Origin of the sequence: Lysinibacillus pakistanensis, from assembly GCF_030123245.1 — a bacterium.
Taxonomy (GTDB): Bacteria; Bacillota; Bacilli; order Bacillales_A; family Planococcaceae; genus Lysinibacillus; species Lysinibacillus pakistanensis.
The window spans coordinates 2,908,188-2,929,015 of the sequence record NZ_CP126101.1 but is presented as its reverse complement, the minus strand read 5'-3'; the positions used below and the strand labels follow the sequence as shown (position 1 = coordinate 2,929,015).

The 20,828-nt window shown below is 34.3% G+C and carries 22 protein-coding genes; 15 read left to right on the top strand and 7 right to left on the bottom strand.

Going from position 1 to position 20,828, the window contains the following annotated elements; translation table 11 throughout:
- Positions 1–887 precede the first annotated feature (887 nt).
- Together QNH24_RS14465 and QNH24_RS14460 are read right to left on the bottom strand one after the other, a co-directional pair.
- Positions 888–1,364: a GNAT family N-acetyltransferase gene (locus QNH24_RS14465; protein WP_283868279.1), complete on the bottom strand. Its 477-nt coding sequence runs from the start codon at positions 1,362–1,364 to the stop codon at positions 888–890.
- Between the two features lie 168 nt (positions 1,365–1,532).
- The gene (locus tag QNH24_RS14460) at positions 1,533–2,801 is read right to left on the bottom strand and encodes a hypothetical protein (protein ID WP_283868278.1); all 1,269 of its coding nucleotides are present in this window, start codon (positions 2,799–2,801) and stop codon (positions 1,533–1,535) included.
- Positions 2,802–3,124: 323 nt separating this feature from the next.
- Here QNH24_RS14460 and QNH24_RS14455 point away from each other — a divergent pair, with 323 nt between their 5' ends.
- Positions 3,125–3,325 carry a hypothetical protein gene (locus QNH24_RS14455; protein WP_283868277.1) on the top strand — a complete coding sequence of 67 codons (201 nt, stop codon included), beginning with the start codon at positions 3,125–3,127 and terminating at the stop codon, positions 3,323–3,325.
- A 774-nt stretch (positions 3,326–4,099) separates the two neighbouring features.
- On the opposite strand, the gene QNH24_RS14450 is transcribed toward QNH24_RS14455, so the two are convergent.
- Both QNH24_RS14450 and QNH24_RS14445 read right to left on the bottom strand, forming a co-directional pair.
- Positions 4,100–4,603, bottom strand: coding sequence for a DinB family protein (locus QNH24_RS14450; protein ID WP_283868276.1), 504 nt, complete (start codon positions 4,601–4,603; stop codon positions 4,100–4,102).
- Positions 4,604–4,686: 83 nt separating this feature from the next.
- A complete protein-coding gene (locus tag QNH24_RS14445) occupies positions 4,687–5,562 on the bottom strand; it encodes a DMT family transporter (protein WP_283868275.1) in 876 nt (291 codons plus the stop codon).
- A 272-nt stretch (positions 5,563–5,834) separates the two neighbouring features.
- On the opposite strand from QNH24_RS14445, the gene QNH24_RS14440 reads away from it, so the two are divergent.
- The 8 genes from QNH24_RS14440 (at position 5,835) to QNH24_RS14405 (ending at position 12,880) form a co-directional block, all read left to right on the top strand.
- On the top strand, positions 5,835–6,521 hold the full coding sequence (locus QNH24_RS14440; protein ID WP_283868274.1) for a DUF421 domain-containing protein: 687 nt from the start codon (positions 5,835–5,837) through the stop codon (positions 6,519–6,521).
- A 154-nt stretch (positions 6,522–6,675) separates the two neighbouring features.
- A complete protein-coding gene (locus QNH24_RS14435; protein WP_283872960.1) occupies positions 6,676–6,831 on the top strand; it encodes a hypothetical protein in 156 nt (51 codons plus the stop codon).
- 189 nt (positions 6,832–7,020) lie between these two features.
- Positions 7,021–7,473, top strand: a complete 453-nt coding sequence (locus QNH24_RS14430; RefSeq protein WP_283868273.1) for an OsmC family protein — start codon at positions 7,021–7,023, stop codon at positions 7,471–7,473.
- 1,138 nt (positions 7,474–8,611) lie between these two features.
- The gene (locus tag QNH24_RS14425) at positions 8,612–9,160 is read left to right on the top strand and encodes a hypothetical protein (protein ID WP_283868272.1); all 549 of its coding nucleotides are present in this window, start codon (positions 8,612–8,614) and stop codon (positions 9,158–9,160) included.
- A 343-nt stretch (positions 9,161–9,503) separates the two neighbouring features.
- Positions 9,504–10,565: a suppressor of fused domain protein gene (locus QNH24_RS14420; RefSeq protein ID WP_283868271.1), complete on the top strand. Its 1,062-nt coding sequence runs from the start codon at positions 9,504–9,506 to the stop codon at positions 10,563–10,565.
- A gap of 273 nt (positions 10,566–10,838) precedes the next feature.
- On the top strand, positions 10,839–11,315 hold the full coding sequence (locus QNH24_RS14415) for a DUF4259 domain-containing protein (RefSeq protein ID WP_283868270.1): 477 nt from the start codon (positions 10,839–10,841) through the stop codon (positions 11,313–11,315).
- Between the two features lie 400 nt (positions 11,316–11,715).
- Entirely contained in the window at positions 11,716–12,210 is a 495-nt protein-coding gene (locus tag QNH24_RS14410) for an RNA polymerase sigma factor (protein WP_283868269.1), read from the top strand.
- Positions 12,200–12,880, top strand: coding sequence for a zf-HC2 domain-containing protein (locus QNH24_RS14405; RefSeq protein WP_283868268.1), 681 nt, complete (start codon positions 12,200–12,202; stop codon positions 12,878–12,880). Before QNH24_RS14410 ends, QNH24_RS14405 begins: the two co-directional genes overlap by 11 nt.
- A gap of 174 nt (positions 12,881–13,054) precedes the next feature.
- On the opposite strand, the gene QNH24_RS14400 is transcribed toward QNH24_RS14405, so the two are convergent.
- Both QNH24_RS14400 and QNH24_RS14395 read right to left on the bottom strand, forming a co-directional pair.
- A complete protein-coding gene (locus QNH24_RS14400) occupies positions 13,055–14,086 on the bottom strand; it encodes a YdcF family protein (protein WP_283868267.1) in 1,032 nt (343 codons plus the stop codon).
- 128 nt (positions 14,087–14,214) lie between these two features.
- Positions 14,215–15,366: an immunity 26/phosphotriesterase HocA family protein gene (locus QNH24_RS14395; protein WP_283868266.1), complete on the bottom strand. Its 1,152-nt coding sequence runs from the start codon at positions 15,364–15,366 to the stop codon at positions 14,215–14,217.
- Between the two features lie 222 nt (positions 15,367–15,588).
- On the opposite strand from QNH24_RS14395, the gene QNH24_RS14390 reads away from it, so the two are divergent.
- The 5 genes from QNH24_RS14390 to QNH24_RS14370 all read left to right on the top strand — a co-directional run bounded on the left by QNH24_RS14390 (position 15,589) and on the right by QNH24_RS14370 (position 18,292).
- Positions 15,589–16,023 (top strand): GNAT family N-acetyltransferase, encoded by a 435-nt coding sequence (locus QNH24_RS14390; RefSeq protein WP_283868265.1) that lies wholly within the window; start codon positions 15,589–15,591, stop codon positions 16,021–16,023.
- A gap of 10 nt (positions 16,024–16,033) precedes the next feature.
- Positions 16,034–16,513 carry a nucleoside 2-deoxyribosyltransferase gene (locus QNH24_RS14385; protein ID WP_283868264.1) on the top strand — a complete coding sequence of 160 codons (480 nt, stop codon included), beginning with the start codon at positions 16,034–16,036 and terminating at the stop codon, positions 16,511–16,513.
- 12 nt (positions 16,514–16,525) lie between these two features.
- Entirely contained in the window at positions 16,526–16,843 is a 318-nt protein-coding gene (locus QNH24_RS14380) for a YbjQ family protein (RefSeq protein WP_283868263.1), read from the top strand.
- A gap of 26 nt (positions 16,844–16,869) precedes the next feature.
- Positions 16,870–17,094 (top strand): hypothetical protein, encoded by a 225-nt coding sequence (locus tag QNH24_RS14375; protein ID WP_283868262.1) that lies wholly within the window; start codon positions 16,870–16,872, stop codon positions 17,092–17,094.
- A gap of 220 nt (positions 17,095–17,314) precedes the next feature.
- Positions 17,315–18,292 carry a helix-turn-helix transcriptional regulator gene (locus tag QNH24_RS14370; RefSeq protein WP_283868261.1) on the top strand — a complete coding sequence of 326 codons (978 nt, stop codon included), beginning with the start codon at positions 17,315–17,317 and terminating at the stop codon, positions 18,290–18,292.
- A gap of 73 nt (positions 18,293–18,365) precedes the next feature.
- On the opposite strand, the gene QNH24_RS14365 is transcribed toward QNH24_RS14370, so the two are convergent.
- Positions 18,366–18,797: a hypothetical protein gene (locus QNH24_RS14365; protein WP_283868260.1), complete on the bottom strand. Its 432-nt coding sequence runs from the start codon at positions 18,795–18,797 to the stop codon at positions 18,366–18,368.
- A 94-nt stretch (positions 18,798–18,891) separates the two neighbouring features.
- On the opposite strand from QNH24_RS14365, the gene QNH24_RS14360 reads away from it, so the two are divergent.
- Entirely contained in the window at positions 18,892–20,580 is a 1,689-nt protein-coding gene (locus tag QNH24_RS14360; protein ID WP_283868259.1) for an AAA family ATPase, read from the top strand.
- The last annotated feature ends 248 nt before the right edge of the window (positions 20,581–20,828 follow it).

Below are 20,828 nucleotides of genomic sequence, written 5' to 3'. Positions count from 1 at the left end.
TTTTGAAAAAGGACTATACTTTTAATTTGTCACCTTGATTTCATTGACATAATAGTATTTCAACAACATGACTGCATCTAAATGGATGCAGTCTAGGTTTTTGATTTTACATCTTATTACGTTTATATAAAAGATTGGTGAAAAATAGCGGATCATTCTTTGAAGTATTGTTTTTGGTTCAGATGTGTAATAAAAAAGGATGGCAAACGGCAATGTCGTACTTACACTCTAATTCAATCCTATTAGTATCTGCTACAAGTTTCATAAGGAAGATTAGAGAAATACTCTATCGCCTTATTAATAAAGCCAACAATATATCCTCTTTCTTTTGAGTTGCCGCGTGAACTTGCTGAATGGGAGCTGGAAGAATTACAGCAAAGCATAGAGCACTTATAGTACAAAATAAAAATATTATGTTAACTTAATAGGAGAACGCTAACTATTTACGGTCATTCAAGACATTGATGAGGAGCATCAAGAGCTATGATAGAAACAATTACAAACACAAAGCCTATTCCTTCATATTTATGCTGCACGTATAGAAGATGATTATAATGATTAACGGAGAAGTTTACTGCAGCAATATCTTTGCTGGATTTAGCAGTAAAATCATAGGGCAATGTACTTTAAAATGAGGCTTGTTTTTTTGCCATTAATGGATGCCTTGTTAAAGAATTTAATTGCCACAGCAGGGAACGATGAAGTCCTGCGTTATGCAAACTAAGCGTTAAAACACAAGTTGAAGAACTATTGCAGCAGTATTACAAAATCACTCATTTAAGCTTACATAATGAGTGATTTTGTAAAATTAGTGTTGAGAAATGAATTCAGAAGAATCACATATATGCCAAGAAATCCATAATCAATTCATTAAAATTCGAAAACGACTAAATATGTAAATTCATCACAATTTGCTCACCAATAGGCCCCATTCTTCTTTCCCCATGATCAACAAAGCCCGCTTTTAAATACAAGTTTTGAGCAGGAATATTTTTATGGTTCACCACTAAAACGACTTCATTGCATTCCTTAAATTCCCTTTTAATAAAGTTAGACAGTGCCAGCATGCCCTTTTTGGCGTATCCCTTTCCTTGTTGCTTATGGTCAATAGAAAATGCTGTAAGCAACATAGCATTTGGATTGCTAGAGTACTCTTTCACTCTCTCTGTTGAATGGAGAACAAAAAATCCAACTGGTACATTGTCACTTAAAATAACAATTGGGTACTGTCCAACCATTTCTATAGAAATATCCTTTGGAAGGGCCGTAAATTGAGATTGCTCATCTGGAAGATCAAAGTCATGTAAAACATCTACATAATCTTCTGAGAAATGTACTAATTCAAGTGTGTTTATAGCTTGCATAAAAATGACCTCCTTTTTTCGTATTCTAATACAAGAACAAATGTTCGTCAATAGGGTGGGGAAATCAAAAGGAAGTGTACCTTATTAAAAAAATCACTTAAAACAATAAGGGGAGGGGGGTCACTTGGACAAAAGTAACCCATACCACTCCCATCTATATAAGGATTTTTATAAATCATCTAATTTTACAAGTTCGCCATTCGTAGCATTGACTGAAAATGCACAATCTAATTTCCCGCACAAAATATATTGCGCTAATCGTTTATCGTAGACATAAATAGGTGTAAGCTCAAGATGATTTTTCAATTGATCAAAAGCTTGATTTTCGGTGATTGTCCTTTTTTTGACGGTAGTATAAGCTTCAAATGTGTTTAACATAAATTGACTATCCATACTATTGATTGCTTGTAAATTTTCCGCATCAATAATAACAAGTAGCTTTCGTTTGAAAATAAAATCGGAATGCTCATTATATTTTAATGTTGCATAAATATAGTTATCCTGACGATAAAGTGTTTTTAGTATCCACTTCCCTGTATCATTCGGATATTCTTGACGTAAAAAATCGGAAACGGTGCTTATACACTGTTCTTTTTCAGGATTTGTAAATGGTAGTAAATTCGGATGACGCTCCTTAGATATAACTTGTTCTATCGTGACATCATTGGCAAATGTAAGGAAAGTTTTTTCGAATGATTGATTGGTCGGTAAATCCCAATAAATAATTTTATCGATTGCCAGTTGTATCTTATCATTTACAAAAAATTCATAGGGGATTGTCCTTGTCAAATCATTTGTTATGTAAATTTCCTCTAAGCCATAGAAGGGAAGAATTTGCTTCTGCTTCTCTAAGGGGAACTCAATTAGCTTTATTTGTTTTTTTGACAAATCAGCAACTTTTTCTAAGGATAGTGCAGGAACGTCTTGTTTAAATTTATCTTTTGGAGGAAATTGACCTATAGCTGAAAAAAGGGTCAGCTGACCATCCTGACTATATTTAATCTCAATAGAGCCAGATGGTGACACAGGAATACCCATAAAACATTCTTTAAAAAATAATCTTCCATTTCCTTCTTCCACTAATTGGAACTGCTCGTTATAGGTAAGTCCAGTTTCCTCCTCAATCCATTGAATAATATCATTTGTGGAAGTGCTGACAATTATGTTTTTTTCAGCAAAAGACTTGTTATCAACAAACAAGATACTTTTAAGCTGACCGGTATGCACATTTATATCGATAATTGCAGTTCCTGGTGGATTTAAATCATCCTCCTCAACTTTTTTAGCATGAGAAGGAAGCCACTCTGTAGTAAGTATATAGGTTGTATCTTCAAATATATCTAAGCTTCTACGGAATGAAGAGGTATGTAAATAATAATTAGTTAATCCGAATTTTTCTTTTGTTGCAGTGATTAATGCTTGTATTTTTTGTTCCATATAATAACGCTCCTCATAATAATCTTTTCAATCGTTATACGATAGTGCTATTGGAAAAGTTTCGAAATATAAAGAACAAATGCGTAATCATCAAAAAAAGCTGTAGCGTACGGTAGCGCTACAGCTTCAAGTCACCTATTTAGGTTAGTCAGTAAAGGTATTATATCATATAGTTCGAAAAACAAACAATAACAAAGCTAGGGAGATTTACGATAATAAATTACAAAAGGTAGTAAAATTATCTAATAATATTCTTGCCAAAATAGGAATGCTTGTTCTAATATATTGACAAACGAATGTTCTTATTCAAAGGAGAGATGAACGTGACTATGGCAATGCTACAATCAAAAAAAGTGCATTTAGAACGAGATGAATTGGAGCTTGAGGAAATAGCGTATGCATTAAGTGAGGCAAAGGAAGAAGGTAAAATTAAAGTTTTTATAGTTCATCAACAGCAAGAACCTTTAACAGGTATGGTGATGAAAATGGATGCAAAATACCAAGTTGATTCATATTCAAAATGAAGCTGGGGACGTTTATAAGGTACACTTTTTGGATATTTTAGAGGTTTTGAGTGCTGAATAGAAGTAAATATATTTTCAGAGACAATTGAAAACAGTAATTGACTGTCCATTTCTATGTAGGGCAAAAGTTACCTTAGACACAAGTGTAACCGATAAAAGGGTCACTTGACCAAAGTGACCCAAGCCAACAAACCAGGAGGTGCAAAGCTAACTTGCTTTACACTACTATTAATATGTTTTATAGCTTTTTGTATCTAGTGAATTGCCTGAAAATTGAATAAAATAAAAATAGTAGAGACTAGAAAAATGAATCAAATAAATATAAAGCCGAGTACATGTAAAATAAGTACCTGGCCCTTTAAGCTATTCTTTAATTGTTTCATCAAACTTTTTTCGACCGTGATTTACTTTATTGACATAAATAGTGAGCTTACTAATAGAATCTTCTATCTTTGAGGCTCGGAAACATCCCAGCAGCCAGAAAGCAGTAATGCAGCAACTAAACTTGATAGTAAAATAATATTCTTCATGTATTCATCCCGTTTTTTGAGGTACTCATACTTAAATGATACGTTTTTAGTTTAGACAAAAAATGTGAGGATTATAAACCAAGAAAAGTATTGTACAGATGGAGGGAAAATACCGATTCAAATCTTTTTCGGGCATTTGATTTCCGACATATATACCGATTCGTTAGATTAAAGAGAGAAAAAAGAATCTATTTTGAAAAAAGACAGTCAAAATAGATTCAAACATTTTGGTTTGTTTTTTGAACTACATTTGTGGGGCTTCCATACCAAACTTTGCCCATTCCTCTTTTGCTGGACCATAAATACCTGGAACAGTTAATCCTGCCTGTCGCATAAGAACAGTTAATTGTCCTCTATGGTGACTTTGATGTTGAAGTAAGAACAACAATAGTGATCCATTCGGCATTTGTTGACCGATGAATTCAATACATTCTTCCATTGTTTGGTCAGACCATTGTGATTTTAATGCCTGTACAAGTGCATTGCTTGCCTGTTGGTAGCTGTCCGCGATAAATTGAGCCGAGGAGGGAACAGGAAAATCTTTAGCTGGCGCCTCAAATATTAAATTTGTATTGGAAGTTATGACACGAATAGCCGTAACAATATGCCAAGCAATTCGACCTAATGTCCAATTTTGTGAAGTAATTTCCTGCTGAAGTGATTCATCCGTTAGATTATTTAGTAATTTTTGTGTGGCACCGGCTTCGAACTCCCAAGATTGCAAAAAATGATCTACTGTTTGGAACATAAAAATCCTCCCTTAAGTTAAGCGTTATCTTTAATTATACTCTCTCTTGAGTGGAATGGAATTGTATTTTTTACAAATTTTATTTATTGTTCCTCTCTAATCACAAAAAAAACACCACTAAAAATTAACATTGTACCAAGCCAAAACGAAAGTCCAATGGTTTCATTTAACAGTAGCCAACCTAAAAAGGTTCCGACAATTGGCTGGAAGAAAAAGAATAATCCTCCACTAGAAGCATTCATTAATTGAAGCCCTTTGTTCCACAATAAAAAACCACCAGCTGTAGAAACAATACCTAAATATATTAATCCGCCTGAAATTGTTGGCTGTAAAATACTAGATATATCTAAAAATTTTAATCTAGGAACAACAACAGGAGTTAGTGAACACACAGCCACCAAAGATGTATAAGTAGTAATAACAATCTGTGAATATTGCTGTGGAATTTTCTTCACTAAAACGGACATGAGTGCCCAAGTCAACGCGGCAACTAATAAGTAATATCCACCTAATTGCTGGCTAACATCAATTTGTCCATTTCCAACAATAATGCCAACGCCAATTGTTGCTAGTACAATGGAAAGACATTTTTGGAAGGTTATTTTTTCTTTCAAAATAAAGCGTGCAAACAGGACCATAAAAGCAGGTGTAGTGGATGTAATAATAGCACCCATTTGAGCAGTAGAAAGCATTGTACCCATTTCCTGTGTGACAATCGAGATCGTATTACCAATCAAACCAACAAGGAAAATCATTAACCAATCTTTTTTAGCTATAGCCCATGATTGCTTCATACAGATACCAATAGTAGCAAGTGTAATGACAGCAATCACATAACGAATCCACACAAGTTCCAAAGGTGGAACAACCTCTACAACTACTTTTACGACAACATACATTGCCCCCCAAATACTTGCTGCAAACGATAAAAAAAAGGCACCTATTATTTTATTATTCATGTTTTTTCCTCCGTTTTTCATAGAAATCTATGTCCTTAACGGAGAAAATCTCTTCTACCGTTAAGGAAGAAGAATTGTTGGTACATCCTGTTCAAATAACGGAGAAAACATCATGTAAATCAACTCCAATCTATTTATATTTTGGTTAATTATAAATTAAATGAACGAGTTTGAACAGAATTAGCAAATGACAATTAGATTCGAGTACTTGGATTTTTTGCGTATTTTATTAAATATTTTAAGCATCCTATGATATAGATAGGAGTGAAAAAATGAAAGATGTAGGCTACTTACAAATAGCTATTGAAACCATGATAACCTTTTTTGTTCTTCTAGCCTTGACTCGTTTCTTAGGTAAAAAACAATTAAGTCAGCTGACCTTTTTTAATTATGTTACAGGGATAACAATAGGCTCCATTGCTGCAAACATGATTGTTCTAAGTACAAAAGATTATTTGAAAGATTTACTCAGTCTTGTAATTTGGTGTTTACTCAATATACTTATTGGTTTTATCAGTCTTAAATCAGGAAAAATTAGAGTAATTCTAGATGGTCAGCCTACGATTGTAATAAAACACGGAAAGATAGACAGAAAGGCATTAAAAAGAACAGGCATTAATATTGATGACTTAACTATGATGACTAGACAATATCAAATTTTTTCAATCGCCGAAATAGATTATGCTATTTTAGAACCTAATGGGACACTTAGTATTCTCAGAAAACCAGAGTTTCAAGGAGTACAAAAAAGAGATTTTAAAATTTATCCTACAGCTCCAGCTTTTATACCTATAGAAATCATAACAGATGGAAAATTATTATTGAGAAATTTATTAGAGGTTGGCAAAAGTATAGATTGGTTAAATAATGAATTAAAAAAGGCTAATATAAAAGAAATTGAAGAGGTATTTTTTGCTGAAATACAATCAGATGGAAGTTTATTTATACAGAAATTTTAGACCAGGATTCACTAGTTAATTAAATTCTGGTCATTTTAATATTGAAAATGTTTTGTAGGCTATAAACTACATAAATCTTTATGTTAATCCCCAACATGTGTAACAAGTATAAATTACGCTAAAAGGGAAAAAGTATAGATTGGAGGTGATTATTTTGACTGACAAAAAGCAAGAACAAAGAGCATTAAATCAAGAAGAATTTACAGAGGATTTGAGTCCTGATGATTTAGATGTACGTGAGGAGAATAATCTTACAAAAGAACAAAGTAAGAATTCTAATCAAGAACAATATTCCAAACAAAAAGAATAGAATAATGATTGCTTTATATTCTTAAGTAGTACATGATGAAGTGGCCATCGAGTTGCTTCGTCATTTTTGGTTTTTGGATTGAAAATTAATAATTTTCAAAAAAGTATTGACTAAAAAGGAGATTACAAGTAGGATGAAATATATGTATTCTTATTGATTTAATAAGAATTAAAAAAGGAGAGATGTAAAATGGCGGTCACAACATTTAAGGCAAGTACATATTTAAAAGATAAAGTATTAGTAGAGGCCAATGTAAGGGGACATAAAATTATAATAGATGAACCAAAAGAATTAGGTGGAGATGACCAAGGTGCAAATCCTGTAGAACTCGTTCTTTCTGCATTAGGTGCGTGTCAATCCATAGTCGCAAGAATTTACGCAAATAAATTGAAGATAGATCTAAGAAATTTTTGGGTTGAATTAGAGGGAGACCTTGATATAGATGGATTTTTAGGGAAATCTGATGTAAGACCTGGCTTTTTAACGATTCGCTACACTTTTCATATGGAAACGAGTGCACCAGAAGAGAAGGTGGAAGAATTTAAAAAAATTATTGAAGCACATTGCCCAGTAGGTGATACGATCGCAAATACTGTTAATCTTGTTTCTTCAGGCATTGTTATTGAAAATACGATCGCTTGATGGCTTCTTTGATATATAAACTTAGACTATTTTTCTATAGCTCTTGTCTCATTTAGGGACGAGGGCTTTTTATAAGGTCTTGAAAAGCGAAGAAGGAGTTGATATCAGCGGAATCAAGGAATCTGAAATAGAAAATCACTCATTAAAAAATAATGAGTGATTTCATGTTGTTGAAATACTATTATGTCAATGAAATCAAGGTGACAAATTAAAAAGCATAGCCTTTTTTAAAACAAGGGGTTGATCTCTGTTCCGACTGAATGCTTTCCTGGGGGCTTCCGATGAACCGCTTCACTCGCGTTGTGAAGCTCCAGGTCTCATCTGTGACGCTGAATCCCCAAGAAGTCACTCAGTCTACACTCCAATCAACCACTGCTCATAGTATTTTCTTCTGGCATTTCACATAAAAGTATAGTGATAAATTTTGAAGTCTTAACCATCACTATTTTGCGCAAAATGGAGCTTTGGTAACATTTTAATAAGTGAATTTTGTAAAGTTACAAAGTAGTTTTATGCATAAAATGTAGGTTGACAGCTATAGAATTGTACCACTATTCTATCCATTTAATGATGGTGAGTAACATGCTTTTACATTACTTTTGAGGAAAGAAAATATTTAAAGTTCTACACTATTGCTGATTGGAGTGCAAGGCTACTCGACTCCCGTGGGATAGCGAGACAGATGAGACCCTGCACGGAGCGACAGCGCAGGAAGCGGCTCGTCGCTCGCCCACTGGAAAGCGAGTAGCCTGGAACGGAAATCACCTTCTTTTTGACTAAATATTCACAAAGAGTCCCTTGACCATTTAGTTTTTCAACACTATGAAATCACTCATTAAAAAATAATGAGTGATTTTTTAGTGTACTCGGCAAAAAAAATTCTAAAAACCGATTCTCTCCCACATAAGCACATAATAAAATTCATATAAATAAAAATAAAATCTAAAAAATTTAGTAGTTATAGCTAGCCTATTCGCTTGACGAGTAAATCATGCTAAAAATTAAGAAATTCTTCAGATTCTACTAAGGAAAAATTTAAGATTACCTTTTTATACTTATAATATAAGGAAATTAACGAAACCATTTGAAGATTAAAAACGTATTGGTAGTAGTAAAGAATATTGAAGTAGGTGAGGAAATGTCATACACCATTTACATAGTACTAACAAAAACAGGTACATTATTATCGAAGGCTATCGGGATGTATACTGGAAAAGAAATGAATCATGCATCCATAGCTTTTGATGAAGAACTTTTTGAAATGTATAGCTTTGGGCGTAGGCAGCTAAATAATCCGTTAAGTGGTGGTTTTTTGCGGGAAAATGCAGAAAGAGGACTATTTGAGACAGCAGATTGTGTCGTCTATCGTTGCAGAGTCTCGCATTATCAATACTTAGAAATGATGAAAATCGTCCGTTATATGTATTGGAATCGAGATCGCTATAAATATAATTTTATTGGACTCTTTGGCGTGATGATGCAAAAAGAGGTTCGCAGAGAGCGTGCTTATTTTTGCTCGCAGTTTGTAGCAATGCTATTAAAGGTGGGAGGTTTAAAAATATATCAAAACCCTGCTTTAATGACGCCACATTGTATCGCTCAGCTACCGTATTTAGAAGAAGTTTATGCTGGAAAGCTTGCAGACTATTTACATAATGTGCGAACGCCAGCTATGTTGTATGGCTAAAGAGGAATAATTACCTAGCTATTTCCTATGATTCAGCAGGCATACAACTGCTCATTGAACCATGGGAATACCGCGGCAGATGGTTTAGATTATGAAGGAGCTTTTGGAATAAGCTAAAAAAATTGGGATGATATTAATTGGGTCGTAATTTATCCACTCAGGCAATGTTGATTTGCCTGAGTTTTTTTTAGTAATATTTACCTCACTAGAATGAAAATAAACCTAGATACTGGAAAGCTGAAAATGAGTCCTATTCCTGTTATAGAGCTATCATAAAATTGGTATTATAAAATACTAGATTAGTATGTACTGATATTAAAACAACACCGAGGAGGATGAGGAGATGAGTGAAGAGGTTACAGCAGTAGGTTGGGATGCGATTGATCAAGCACTATTACAGGTGTACGGTGAGCAGGAGCCAAGCCATTATGGAACAATGATTCCATATTCACTAGGTGGAGAAGATCCTTTGGATGGGATTAGTGCCTATAAAAGTGAAACACCGATTCCACATTGGCATTTTGTTACATATGGTTTTTCGGAATTATATGAAAAAGAATTTGAAAATAAGGAATACAGCGGTTATGGATTTGAATTGACATTTCGATTGGTGCGTAAGGAGAACGAGGAGGAGCCACCTGCTTGGGCCTTAAATTTACTACAAAATATGGGCAGATATGTTTTTAATAGTGGCAATGTTTTTAGAGCAGGAGATTATTTAGATGCAAATGGTCCTATTTGTCTTGATGCCGATACGCAATTAACCGCGCTGGCCTTCACACATGATCCAGAGCTTGCTGAAATTGATACGCCAAATGGTAAGATGGAGTTTATCCAAATGGTGGGTATTACAGAGGATGAGCTAGAAGCGATGCAGACGTGGAATACACTTGGAATGCTAGAGGCAGGCATCCAACAAATACCAAACTATATCACTGATTTAACGCGAGCTTCTTTGTTACAAAATCCACAAATTGCAGAGGCCGCTGAACAGGGAATGGAAAAAGAGGGCTCCAATACTGGCTTTCTTTTTGTAAGTCAACTGGCATGGCAAGTGGAGAAAAAGGGTTGGTTTAACAAACAATCTCATGTCATTCAGTTAGGGGCAAAGCAAGCAGATGTCATAAGTAAATTACTACGTGGACGAATTTTAAAAGACAGAAGTCTTAGCTTAGTTGGTCAAAATATAACGATTATATTTAAAGCGGCTGATCAAGTAGGCTTTCACGAGGACGAACAGGAAATTACGATTACATTGAACAGGGCAGCGGTGGACGAGCTAAGTCGAAAGCTAGTGCCGCAAGAAAGTCAATTTGAATTAACGTCTTTAGCTGGTGTCAGCTTTCAAATTTTGAAAACGCATATTAAAAATCAAGAAGGAGAGGTTGTGAAAACAATCGGATAAGATTGATCTCTTGCTAAACTATCGTTTTTAGCGAGAGATTTTTCTCTAGGTTTGGAAGTGAGATTGTGTGATTTGTAGCAGCATGTAGAGCAATAGAATAGCTAGTCACACTGGAATGGAAGGTGTTCGCTTTGGAGAGGGAAGGACGGTCATTCGCTAGAAAAGATGAAGTTCTGTTTTAGCTCCTGCTTATAAAAAAGGAGCAATATTCTGATGGACTGAAGCCGTATCTACGGTTTCATTAGATATCATAAATAAGGGAGGAGCAATAAAGTGGGAGCATGGGGCTACAAAGCTTTGGAAAGTGATGAGGGACTCGATGTAGCTGGTTTTTTACAGAACTATATTGAAAATCAAATAAATTCAAATCATTTATTGTTAACTGACATTGTAAAGGCGATGAAAAATGAAGGCTTTTTTGGAGAAACCTTTAACGACATAGATTTTTTTTATGATGTTAGTGCCATGGCATTAGCAGAAATCTATATCACCTACCTCGATACAGGGTATTTTCTGAGTGATGAAAGTAAATGTGGAAACGTGCAATCTTTGACTTTGACAGCTGATGAGGATGCTTTGATATTTATCATAAGATATTTGACTGATATTAGAGATGAGGTGCCAGATGAGCATGGTAGTAGAGAGATTGTAGAATTATGGCGCGAGTCTAAAAACTGGCATGCCTGGCAATCAAACCTAAAAAATCTTATTGATAGAATTGAACAAGAAATCAGCAATTTGCATAAATAAAAATAGATTAAATAAACAATTAATACACATTTTTTATAAGAAAGTGCGTAGAAATATTACCTGTTATATTGATTTCTCGCTCTAACCAAACAAAAATAGGAAAATACCCATCTATCCATTAAGCTGATAGATGGGTATTTTATTTTAGCCTAATAAAACAACTAAACAACTTTAATCAGAAATAATGAGGTGGATATGGTAAAGACAGAGAAAATAAGAATTTTTTTATAAAAATTGTAACGAATCCATAAAATTTTGGATATATGAATGATAAACTTTTTAACTAGCTTGAATTATAGTAGGAAAAATTATGAAGCTTTCTTATCAAACAAACTTTATTTGGAGTTTTTCAAGCTATTTGAAGTAATAAATTTTTCATCCTGATGAAGGGAGGTAAACTGTGAATAAAGATAATATATATCAAGAATACGGCGATTTCGTTTTTAGATATTTATTAGCACTAACCAATAAACATCAAATTGCTGAAGAGTTAACTCAGGAAACTTTCTATCAAGCGATTAAGTCTATTAACAAATTTCATGATGATGGAACAGTGAAATTTTCTACATGGCTATGTTCTATTGCAAAAAATGTTTGGCTACAGGAACTGAATCATAACAAAAAAAGAAATCAATTAGTAGAGTCTTTAAGTGATTTTAAAGTAACCACCAACTTAGAAGAAGACTATTTAAGAAAAGAAGATAAAGTTAATTTTTTCAAGCAAGCTCATCAACTGAGTGATAAAAAACGTGAAATACTCTACTTACGGTTATTAGGTGATCTTTCTTTTAAGGAAATCGGCTCCATTGTTGGTGAAACAGAAAATTGGGCAAGAGTTACATTTTATCGTGCGAAAGAAGAATTAAGGAAGGGTGTTATAAGATATGAACCATAGTATTTTTAAAGATTTAGTACCTAGCTATTTAGAAAAATTGACTAGTGAAGAAACTAATAGACAAATGGAAAAACATATGAAGGAATGTGAAGAATGTAAAAAATATGTTATGGAAATGCAGGAAGGTATTTTTGTAGAAAATAACAATGAACATAATTTTGAAAAGGAAAGTATAGATTATTTAAAAAAGGTACGTTTCAAAAATAGGAGAAAAATTTTCATAGTCGCAGGATCATTATTAGCTTCCTTTATTATTATAACTGTGAGTTATTATTTTCTTTTTGTCTATATGTGGATAGCAGATGAAAATAATGTACAAAAAAATATTCAACGACATGGCACGGCAGTTACCCTAACATTTCAATCAAAAAGTAACAATCGCTATCTCTTAGCTGTGAAAGATTCTACAAATAATGAATATACAGATGATATTATTATGTATGAAAACTGGAATATTTTTGGTGATAAAAAATTGAATATTTTCTCTGAATTAGTAATGTCCTCTAGAGATGGTGTTAACATCACTTATACATTCTTAGATAAAAATACTTTATTACTCAATAATGGTGAAAAAAGAGAATTAACTGATGAGGATAAGATAAATATTCAATTTAAAAATAATATTGAGGAGATAAAATTAAAAGATTTATATGATTTCAAGATTGATTAGAGAAATATTATTTTTTTCTATATGATAATTGTAAGTTTATGTTCGCTCCGATGAGTTTTACAGGTACTACAAGAAGTAAGAAGACATAGGAGCAGCAAATGAGAGAGTATGTACTGGTAAAAATTAAAAAATAATGGATTCGTGCCAAAGGACCACGAATCCATATAACAGAAATCATATAAAAAAGCTAAGTAAGGAAAATAAGATGGAGATGCTGAGAATAGGCCCAACAATTTTCATATGTCTTTTCCGCCCCATCACAACAATGGCAACATATTCGCGAATCATCGCGTTTGGCCAATAATAAAAGGCCGTTTTCGCACCAATGCCCTGACTGTTTAAGCCAGCAAGTCTTGCATAGATACCTGCACGAAATAAATGGAAATTATTTGTTGCGAAGATACTATTATAGGCCTCACCTTGTTTACTATCATCCATAATCTGTTTTGAAAATAACATATTTTGATATGTATTAACAGATTGGTTCTCTTGTAATGTATGCTCGATGGGGATACCTTTTTCAATTGCGAATTTTTGCATTGCCTCGGCTTCTGGGAGACCCTCATCAGGACCTTGTCCACCAGAAAAGATAATTGTTGGTGGTGAAGTAACTGCGGCCTGCTTATGATAGAAATCAATTGCCTTCTGAATTCTGCTAGCTAAAAGTGGTGGAACCTTGTCATTAATTAAGCCACTACCTAGTACAATAATATAATCTTGATTTAACCTTGGTCGATTGAATTGGTATAGAAAATAGGCTGATAAAAAATTAGACAAGTGTATAAAAAAATAAAATGTAATAAGAGAGATCCCTCCAAAAATCGGTTGGAGGTGGCTTGAAAATAAGCTTGCTGGATAGATAATTGGTAATAATATAAATAATAAAATGCCCAGCGCCACAAGTAATGTTAAAGAATTAGCCAAACGTCTTCCCTCTCGTTTCATTAACACTCTTGCATTTAAAAATAAACCAAACATTAAAGCAATAATTGCAAAGGGAATAAGGACAATTAGGGCGATAAGTGGAATGATGACAATCATCCTTAATAAATATTGATCAGATGCTAAGGATGCGAAAACGCAGAATAACAGAAAAGAACAGATAAAAATATTAAATAGCAGACCGTTGATGATTTTTCTTGGGTCTTTCAAATAAGAAATGAGAAAAATGATGAAAAGGATAAGCGGAATAATTCCAAAATACATAAAAACATGCACCTCAATGATGTAATGGGTTAATTGTATCTTTATATTATAAGTATTTATTGGATGAAATCAACTACTGACAAAATGAAAAGGAGTATCATGGATATACTCCTTTTTGTGGCTGGTTTCTATTTTTTGTGAGAGTTAACATAATTGATATATTCATTGCGAGTAAGTCCACCAGTTTGACGATTAAATTCATCATAAGTGATGTTTGCTGGAAAGCCAAATTCAGCTAATACTTGCTGGCGTTCTTTTTGATATTGTGGGTGATCCAGTGATCCAAATTCATCATCCTCTTCTGGCTTCAACCAATCACTAGAAACTCCAACACAAACACCGTGATTAGTAAAACGGCTACCAGTTTTAAGTGAAGTTATGGACTCTGGTTTACTAATGGTTCCTGTGCCCCATGAAAGGCGGTATCGAGGCTCCTTGCCATGATCAAGAGTTAAACCATACCCAATGGGGAATACAATATCAGATTCAGTTAATGCTTTGTGTCCAATCTTTTCATAGCATCCTCGCATAAAATGATCATCCATCACAATTCGCGTTTGTACGGCTAAAGGAGCGGATATGATTTCATCGAGATGAGGGGACCGCTCTGTTGTTGTAAGCAAATAAGGACGGATAAATAATGGCATTGTCATAACATCATGCCAAATACTATCCTGTGCAAATAGATTATCCTTTTGCATTTGACGCAAATCCCCCACCACAAGGACATAGCCATCTACGAACAAATCTATCTCTACACGAAAAATATCTCCTGGAACAGCTTTATAACGTAAACTTTTCATACCTGTTAGTTTTTTAAGCTTGTCTGAATAATCCGTTGGTAGCCGCGAAGGAAATCGCTCTAGCCATTCTTTGATGTCAGCCTTAGTTGTTAGGTGTTCAAAGCCAGTTAGTGGGAGCTGGTAATAGGTTTTGGCATTTCGAACCATGATATTACAAGATAAATGGTTTTGATTGCCTAGATTAGCAGAGAAGACAACACCTGTTGCTTTTACTGCGGAAATATTTGTGTAATTTAATTTCTTTTCTTTTCCTCGAGCCGTTTGAGGGACTATAACCTCACGATTACGTGTTAAAATATTTACATCTGCTTCTTGAAAGTTATGCTCATTGATGAATATTCTTTTTTTTATGAGATCACCCTCAAGGCAAATAAAATAATCCTCTCGAATTTGAAGCGTGTCCCAATGATCTTCAATGATATGTAGTCCAAAATATGGGCGTAATGAATTTGTTAACCAACTAGTAAATGCTGACAATTGGATTTCCTCCTACTTTGAGTGATGATGTCAAGTATACTGAAATCCAATTGTTACGAAAATAGCAGAATTGAAAAATGGTTAAAATAGTCATATTAGTACAGGAAGGCTAATTGCTTTAGAAGCAGATAAAATACAAAGATTGATTCTAAGGGACCTGACATAGGAAACACTATCGCATGTTAATTTTGTTATAATTTAACGATAGAGGTGAAATGAAAAATGCATATTATGACGATTGAAGGTGTACCTTATGAGTGGATCAACCAATTACAGGAAATACATGCACATGTCTTTGATGGTGCTAATTTGCCAGTAGAAAAGCTAGAAAGAAAAGAGGGCCTACTTTGTTTATTGGCTATTGAGGCTCAACGTATTATTGGCTTTAAACTGGGCTATATCCATCCAGATGGTGTTTTTTATAGCTGGCTAGGCGGTGTTCATGCAGCAAAGCGTGGTCAGGGAATTGCTAGTTTGCTTATGCGTCAGCAGCATGCATGTATTTTGGCAATGGGCTTTAAAAAAGTTCGTACATATGGTAGAAATGAGCGAAAGGCAATGCTTATCACAAATCTTAAACACGGATTTGATATTGTTTCAACATTTGTTGATGACAAAGGTCGCCATAAAATAGTATTTGAAAAATTATTGGAATAGGAGTTTTAACATGAAGGCATACTTAGCAAATGGATTATTTTCATTAGGAGATCGTTTAGTAAATGAGCAACTGGCTGTGGCTATAAGAGACGCAATATCAAGTATTGAATTGTATGTGCCACAGGAAAATGATGCCATTAATGATAAAACAGCCTATGCGGATAGTCTAGCCATTGCACAAGCAGATTTAGAGATGCTGCAAAAAAGTGATGTACTTGTAGCTGTTTTAGATGGTGTAGAGATTGATTCTGGTGTGGCGGCTGAAATTGGTGCATTTGCAATGCTGAATCGACCAATTATCGGTGTCTTTACAGATGTTCGCCAACAGGGAAGGGATAACATGCAAAAAATAGAGGCACTTGTAAGGGACGGCATTGAAAACCAGTTTGTATATCGTAATTTATTTGTAGTAGGCTTGATAAAACGCAATGGAATCATTACAACTTCCATTGAAGAAGCTGTCAAAGCCATTCAAAAATTTAACAAATAGGAGGCAATTTGTATGCTACTCTCAACAACAGATGCTGTAGCAGGGAAGGAAATTGTAGAAACAATTGGCTTAGTAAAAGGTAATTCTGTGCAATCAAGAAATATTGGTCGTGATATGATGGCAGGACTTCGTAATATTGTTGGTGGGGAAATGAAGGAGTATGCAGAAATGCTTGTCCGTTCTCAAGAAATAGCAACTAGTGCAATGGAGGAAGAAGCCAAAAAACTAGGCGCAGATGCCGTTGTAGGCGTTAGATTTTCGACATCATCTGTAATGGACGGTACCTCAGAGGTATTAGCGTATGGAACAGCCGTAAAATTAAAGAAATAAATAATGAAGGGCTTCAATCAACGAGATTGGAGTCCTTTTTATCTTCATTCAGCAATTCTTTCTGTGCGAAAGCAAAGCGACAGCAACACGGTTTTATCTATGCGAAAGCAAAGCGACAGCAACACGGTTTTAACTGTGCGAAAGCGAAGCGACAGCAACACGGTTTTAACTGTGCGAAAGCGAAGCGACAGCAACACGGTTTTATCTGTGCGAAAGCGAAGCAACAAAAATTTTTTGTATCGAAAGCATAGCCGCAGATGTTTTATGCTAATCCAAGGCGTAATTGATTGTAAAAATATCCTTAATTATGACAAAAATATAGTTTGTTTAGTCTGTTGTATGACGAATTTTTGTTAAATTAGTATAGTACCAATTATAGCAATAATATAGAAATTTTATAGTGAAAAGGACTAATAGTGTCCAACTCAATTTGTATAATAGAGAGGTAATGATGAAGAAAGAGTGGGATATATGGTAGATTCACAACAAAATAAAGGCTATCGCGTCATTTCTATGTTTGATAGATTGATGGATGGTCAAGGAATAAATAAAAAACAAGAGGCATTTACACATCAAGTTGGTGAAAAAACCATACAACGCGATCTGGATCAAATACGAACGTATATTGAAAAGGCTAAATTGAACTGTCATTTAGAATATGTGCGAGCAGAAAAGGTCTATAAGCTAACAAATATCGGAGAAAATATTTTATCGAAAGAGCAAGTTTTAGCAATAGTCAAAATTCTTATTGAATCAAGAGCGTTTTTAAAATCTGAAATGAGTGAGATTATAGATAAGCTTATTTCGACTGTTGCGGCTGATAAACAAGAGCTTATCCATAATATTATCTTAAACGAAAAGCATTTATATGTAGATTTAAATCATCGGAAGTCCTTACTTCAGGTAATTTGGAATCTCTCAGAGGCCATTCAAAAAAAGAAAACAATTCAAATTGATTATTTGTGTGAAGGAGAAACAATCCCTGTGGTAAAAATAGTAAAACCACTTGCTGTTATTTTCTCTGAGTACTATTTTTATTTAATTGCCTATGATAGTAAGCATGAGAGGGATTTGCCCATTGTCTACCGAGTCGACCGTATACAGCATCTGTTGGAGCTGGATAAAAAATTTAAAATACCCTATGCTGAACGTTTTCAGGAGGGGGAATTCCGCAAGCGTATTCAATTTATGCATGCTGGTGAGCTCATGCATATTAAATTTATCTTTAATGGCTCATCTCCACAGGCTGTATTAGATCGTCTACCAACAGCTAAAATATTATCCAATAAAGATGGACACTATTTATTTGAGGCAGAGGTTTTTGGACGCGGCATTAAAATGTGGCTGCTTAGTCAAGGCGCAAATATTGAAGTAATAGAGCCAATTGAGCTAAGAGAGGAAATGATTGAAACCATTCATTCAATGCAGCAAAATTATCGCTATATATAATTCAACACTCATCGATAGGAAAAAATCCGCTAAATCTTCTAAAAGACGAAGCGGATTTAGATGTTTATAATAATTATTGAAATAGTTCTTCAATAAAGCTTAACTGTAAATCCCCTAAAAATTTGTAATCTTTCATATAGTTTTCTTCATATAAATAAACAAGTAAATTCTTCGAATTATCTAAGCGTAAACCTATTTCACGTTCATCATTTATGTGTAACGTTAACCAATAAACCTCGTCATCTTCAGATTTATTGAAGCGTATTTTACGAAGTGGTTGGCCGTTAAATTGTTCCATAATTTGATGAATAAGAGAGGCATCGGTTATCGTAATGGTTTTTTCATCTGAGCCACGAATAATTTCAATTTCATTTACTTGATTAATATCAAGACGTTCTATTACCTCCTTATCAAAAGTTGAATCTCGCGTTATTAATAATGTTGAAACGAAAAGGATGATAAGAGGTAGAAGGATACCAATTAGTAGTTTGTATCTTTTTTTCATGTAAAAACTCCTTAAATTCAAAAAATTCGCACATATGTATACTTTTCCACGCTATAATTGAGCATATACTGAATTGATAAAGGATGGCAATAAAATGACACATAATTATGAAGAAAAAGAGCTATATTATTCTGACGGCACAGTAATGTATCGTGGTGGTGTGAAAAAAAACGATTTTGGACATGACATTTATGATGGTAAGGGGACATTATTCGATCAAGACGGGGAACTATTATTCGAGGGTGAATTTGCCAATCACATGAAGCAGGGAAATGGCATTATGTATTTAAAAGGTCAAATGATTTACCAAGGTGAATTTATTCAAAACAAAAAGCAAGGAAATGGCATTTTATATAAAGATGGACATATTTATTACGAGGGTCATTTTCGTAATGATTTAATGGATGGTTATGGGATTTTATATTATGAGGAAGATTTGATTGCTCCATTTCTGGAGTTACGAGCACAGTATCCCCATTTAGATCAGCCACAATATGAAGGCGATTTTGTCCATGGCATGAAGAAAGGAAAAGGGAAACAATATTATCCAAACGGCTTTTTACAATATGAAGGTGATTTTATATGGAATCATATGCAGGGGGCAGGCAAGCTTTACTATGCACCTGAGACACCAAGTGCAGAGGAGCTGGCGAGTGGGGTATCTACACTTCAATACGAAGGGTATTTCTTCGAGGACACAAAGCATGGCAAGGGAAAGATCTACTCAAGACTAGGCGTGCTTGAGGCAGAGGGCCAATTTAAAGAGGATGCTATGACAGGGCATGGTACTCTTTATTATGCTAGTGGACAGGCGTGCTATATCGGCGAGCTTGTAAATGGAGAAAAGCATGGCCGCGGAGATTATTTTAATGAAAATGGCAAGATTATTTATAGCGGTGAGTTTATTAATGGAGAACGGTTACGAATAACACCGGAAATTGAGCGAGAAATTGAGAAATTACAACAGCAATTAGATAATCTTGTTGGACTTCCAAATGCTAAGAAGGAATTACATAACCTCATTAACTTTATTAAAATTCAAAGCTTACGTGTCGATCATGGATTAACAAGCTTCCCAATAACCTATCATCTTGTCTTCTCTGGTAATCCCGGTACAGGGAAAACAACAGTTGCTCGAATTATTGGTCAAATTTATAAGCATCTCGGCGTTCTTTCAAGCGGCCATTTTGTAGAAACAGATCGTGCGGGCTTAGTTGCAGGTTATGTTGGTCAGACAGCTCTAAAGGTACAGGAAGTAGTCAATAAGGCAAAAGGCGGCGTGCTTTTTATCGATGAGGCCTATTCGCTGGTTAATGATAAACAAGATGCATTTGGGAAGGAAGCAATTGATAGCCTATTAAAGGCAATGGAGGATCTACGGGATGATTTAGTTGTTATTGTTGCGGGATATACAGAGCTGATGGAGGAATTTTTATTAGCTAACCCAGGCTTTAAATCACGCTTTAATCATTTTGTACAATTTGATAATTTTAGCACAGAGGAACTTTATGATATTTTTGCTATGCTATGTAAAAACAATGATTATCAATATGAAGAAGCATTTGCAAACCATATGAGAGATCAACTTCACAAAATTCCGATTGAGTCGATTCCTAATTTTTCAAATGGGCGATATATTCGAAATTTATTCGAAAAGCTAGTAACCATCCAATCAAATCGTCTAATTCAGCAAAACAAAATTACCAAGCAAGAGCTTATGACATTTGCAGAGGATGATATTTTACTTGGTATTACAGAAAATCTATTTGATAATACATTTTGATAATGATAAGGACCAAAGTAGCTTATAGTAAGTACTTTGGTCATTTAAATAAAAAAGGGGATGGCAAATGAAAAAGCTTGTGACAATTATTTTAGTAGGTGCTTGTATTTTACCAAGGGTATTAACTATCAATATTACAGTCAGTAATAGCATGAAAATTCTCAAAAATAAACCAACCGAATAATTGACAAGTAATAAGAAAAGTAGTAATCTAACACAAAACATACGCTATCGTATTTTTATGGAGA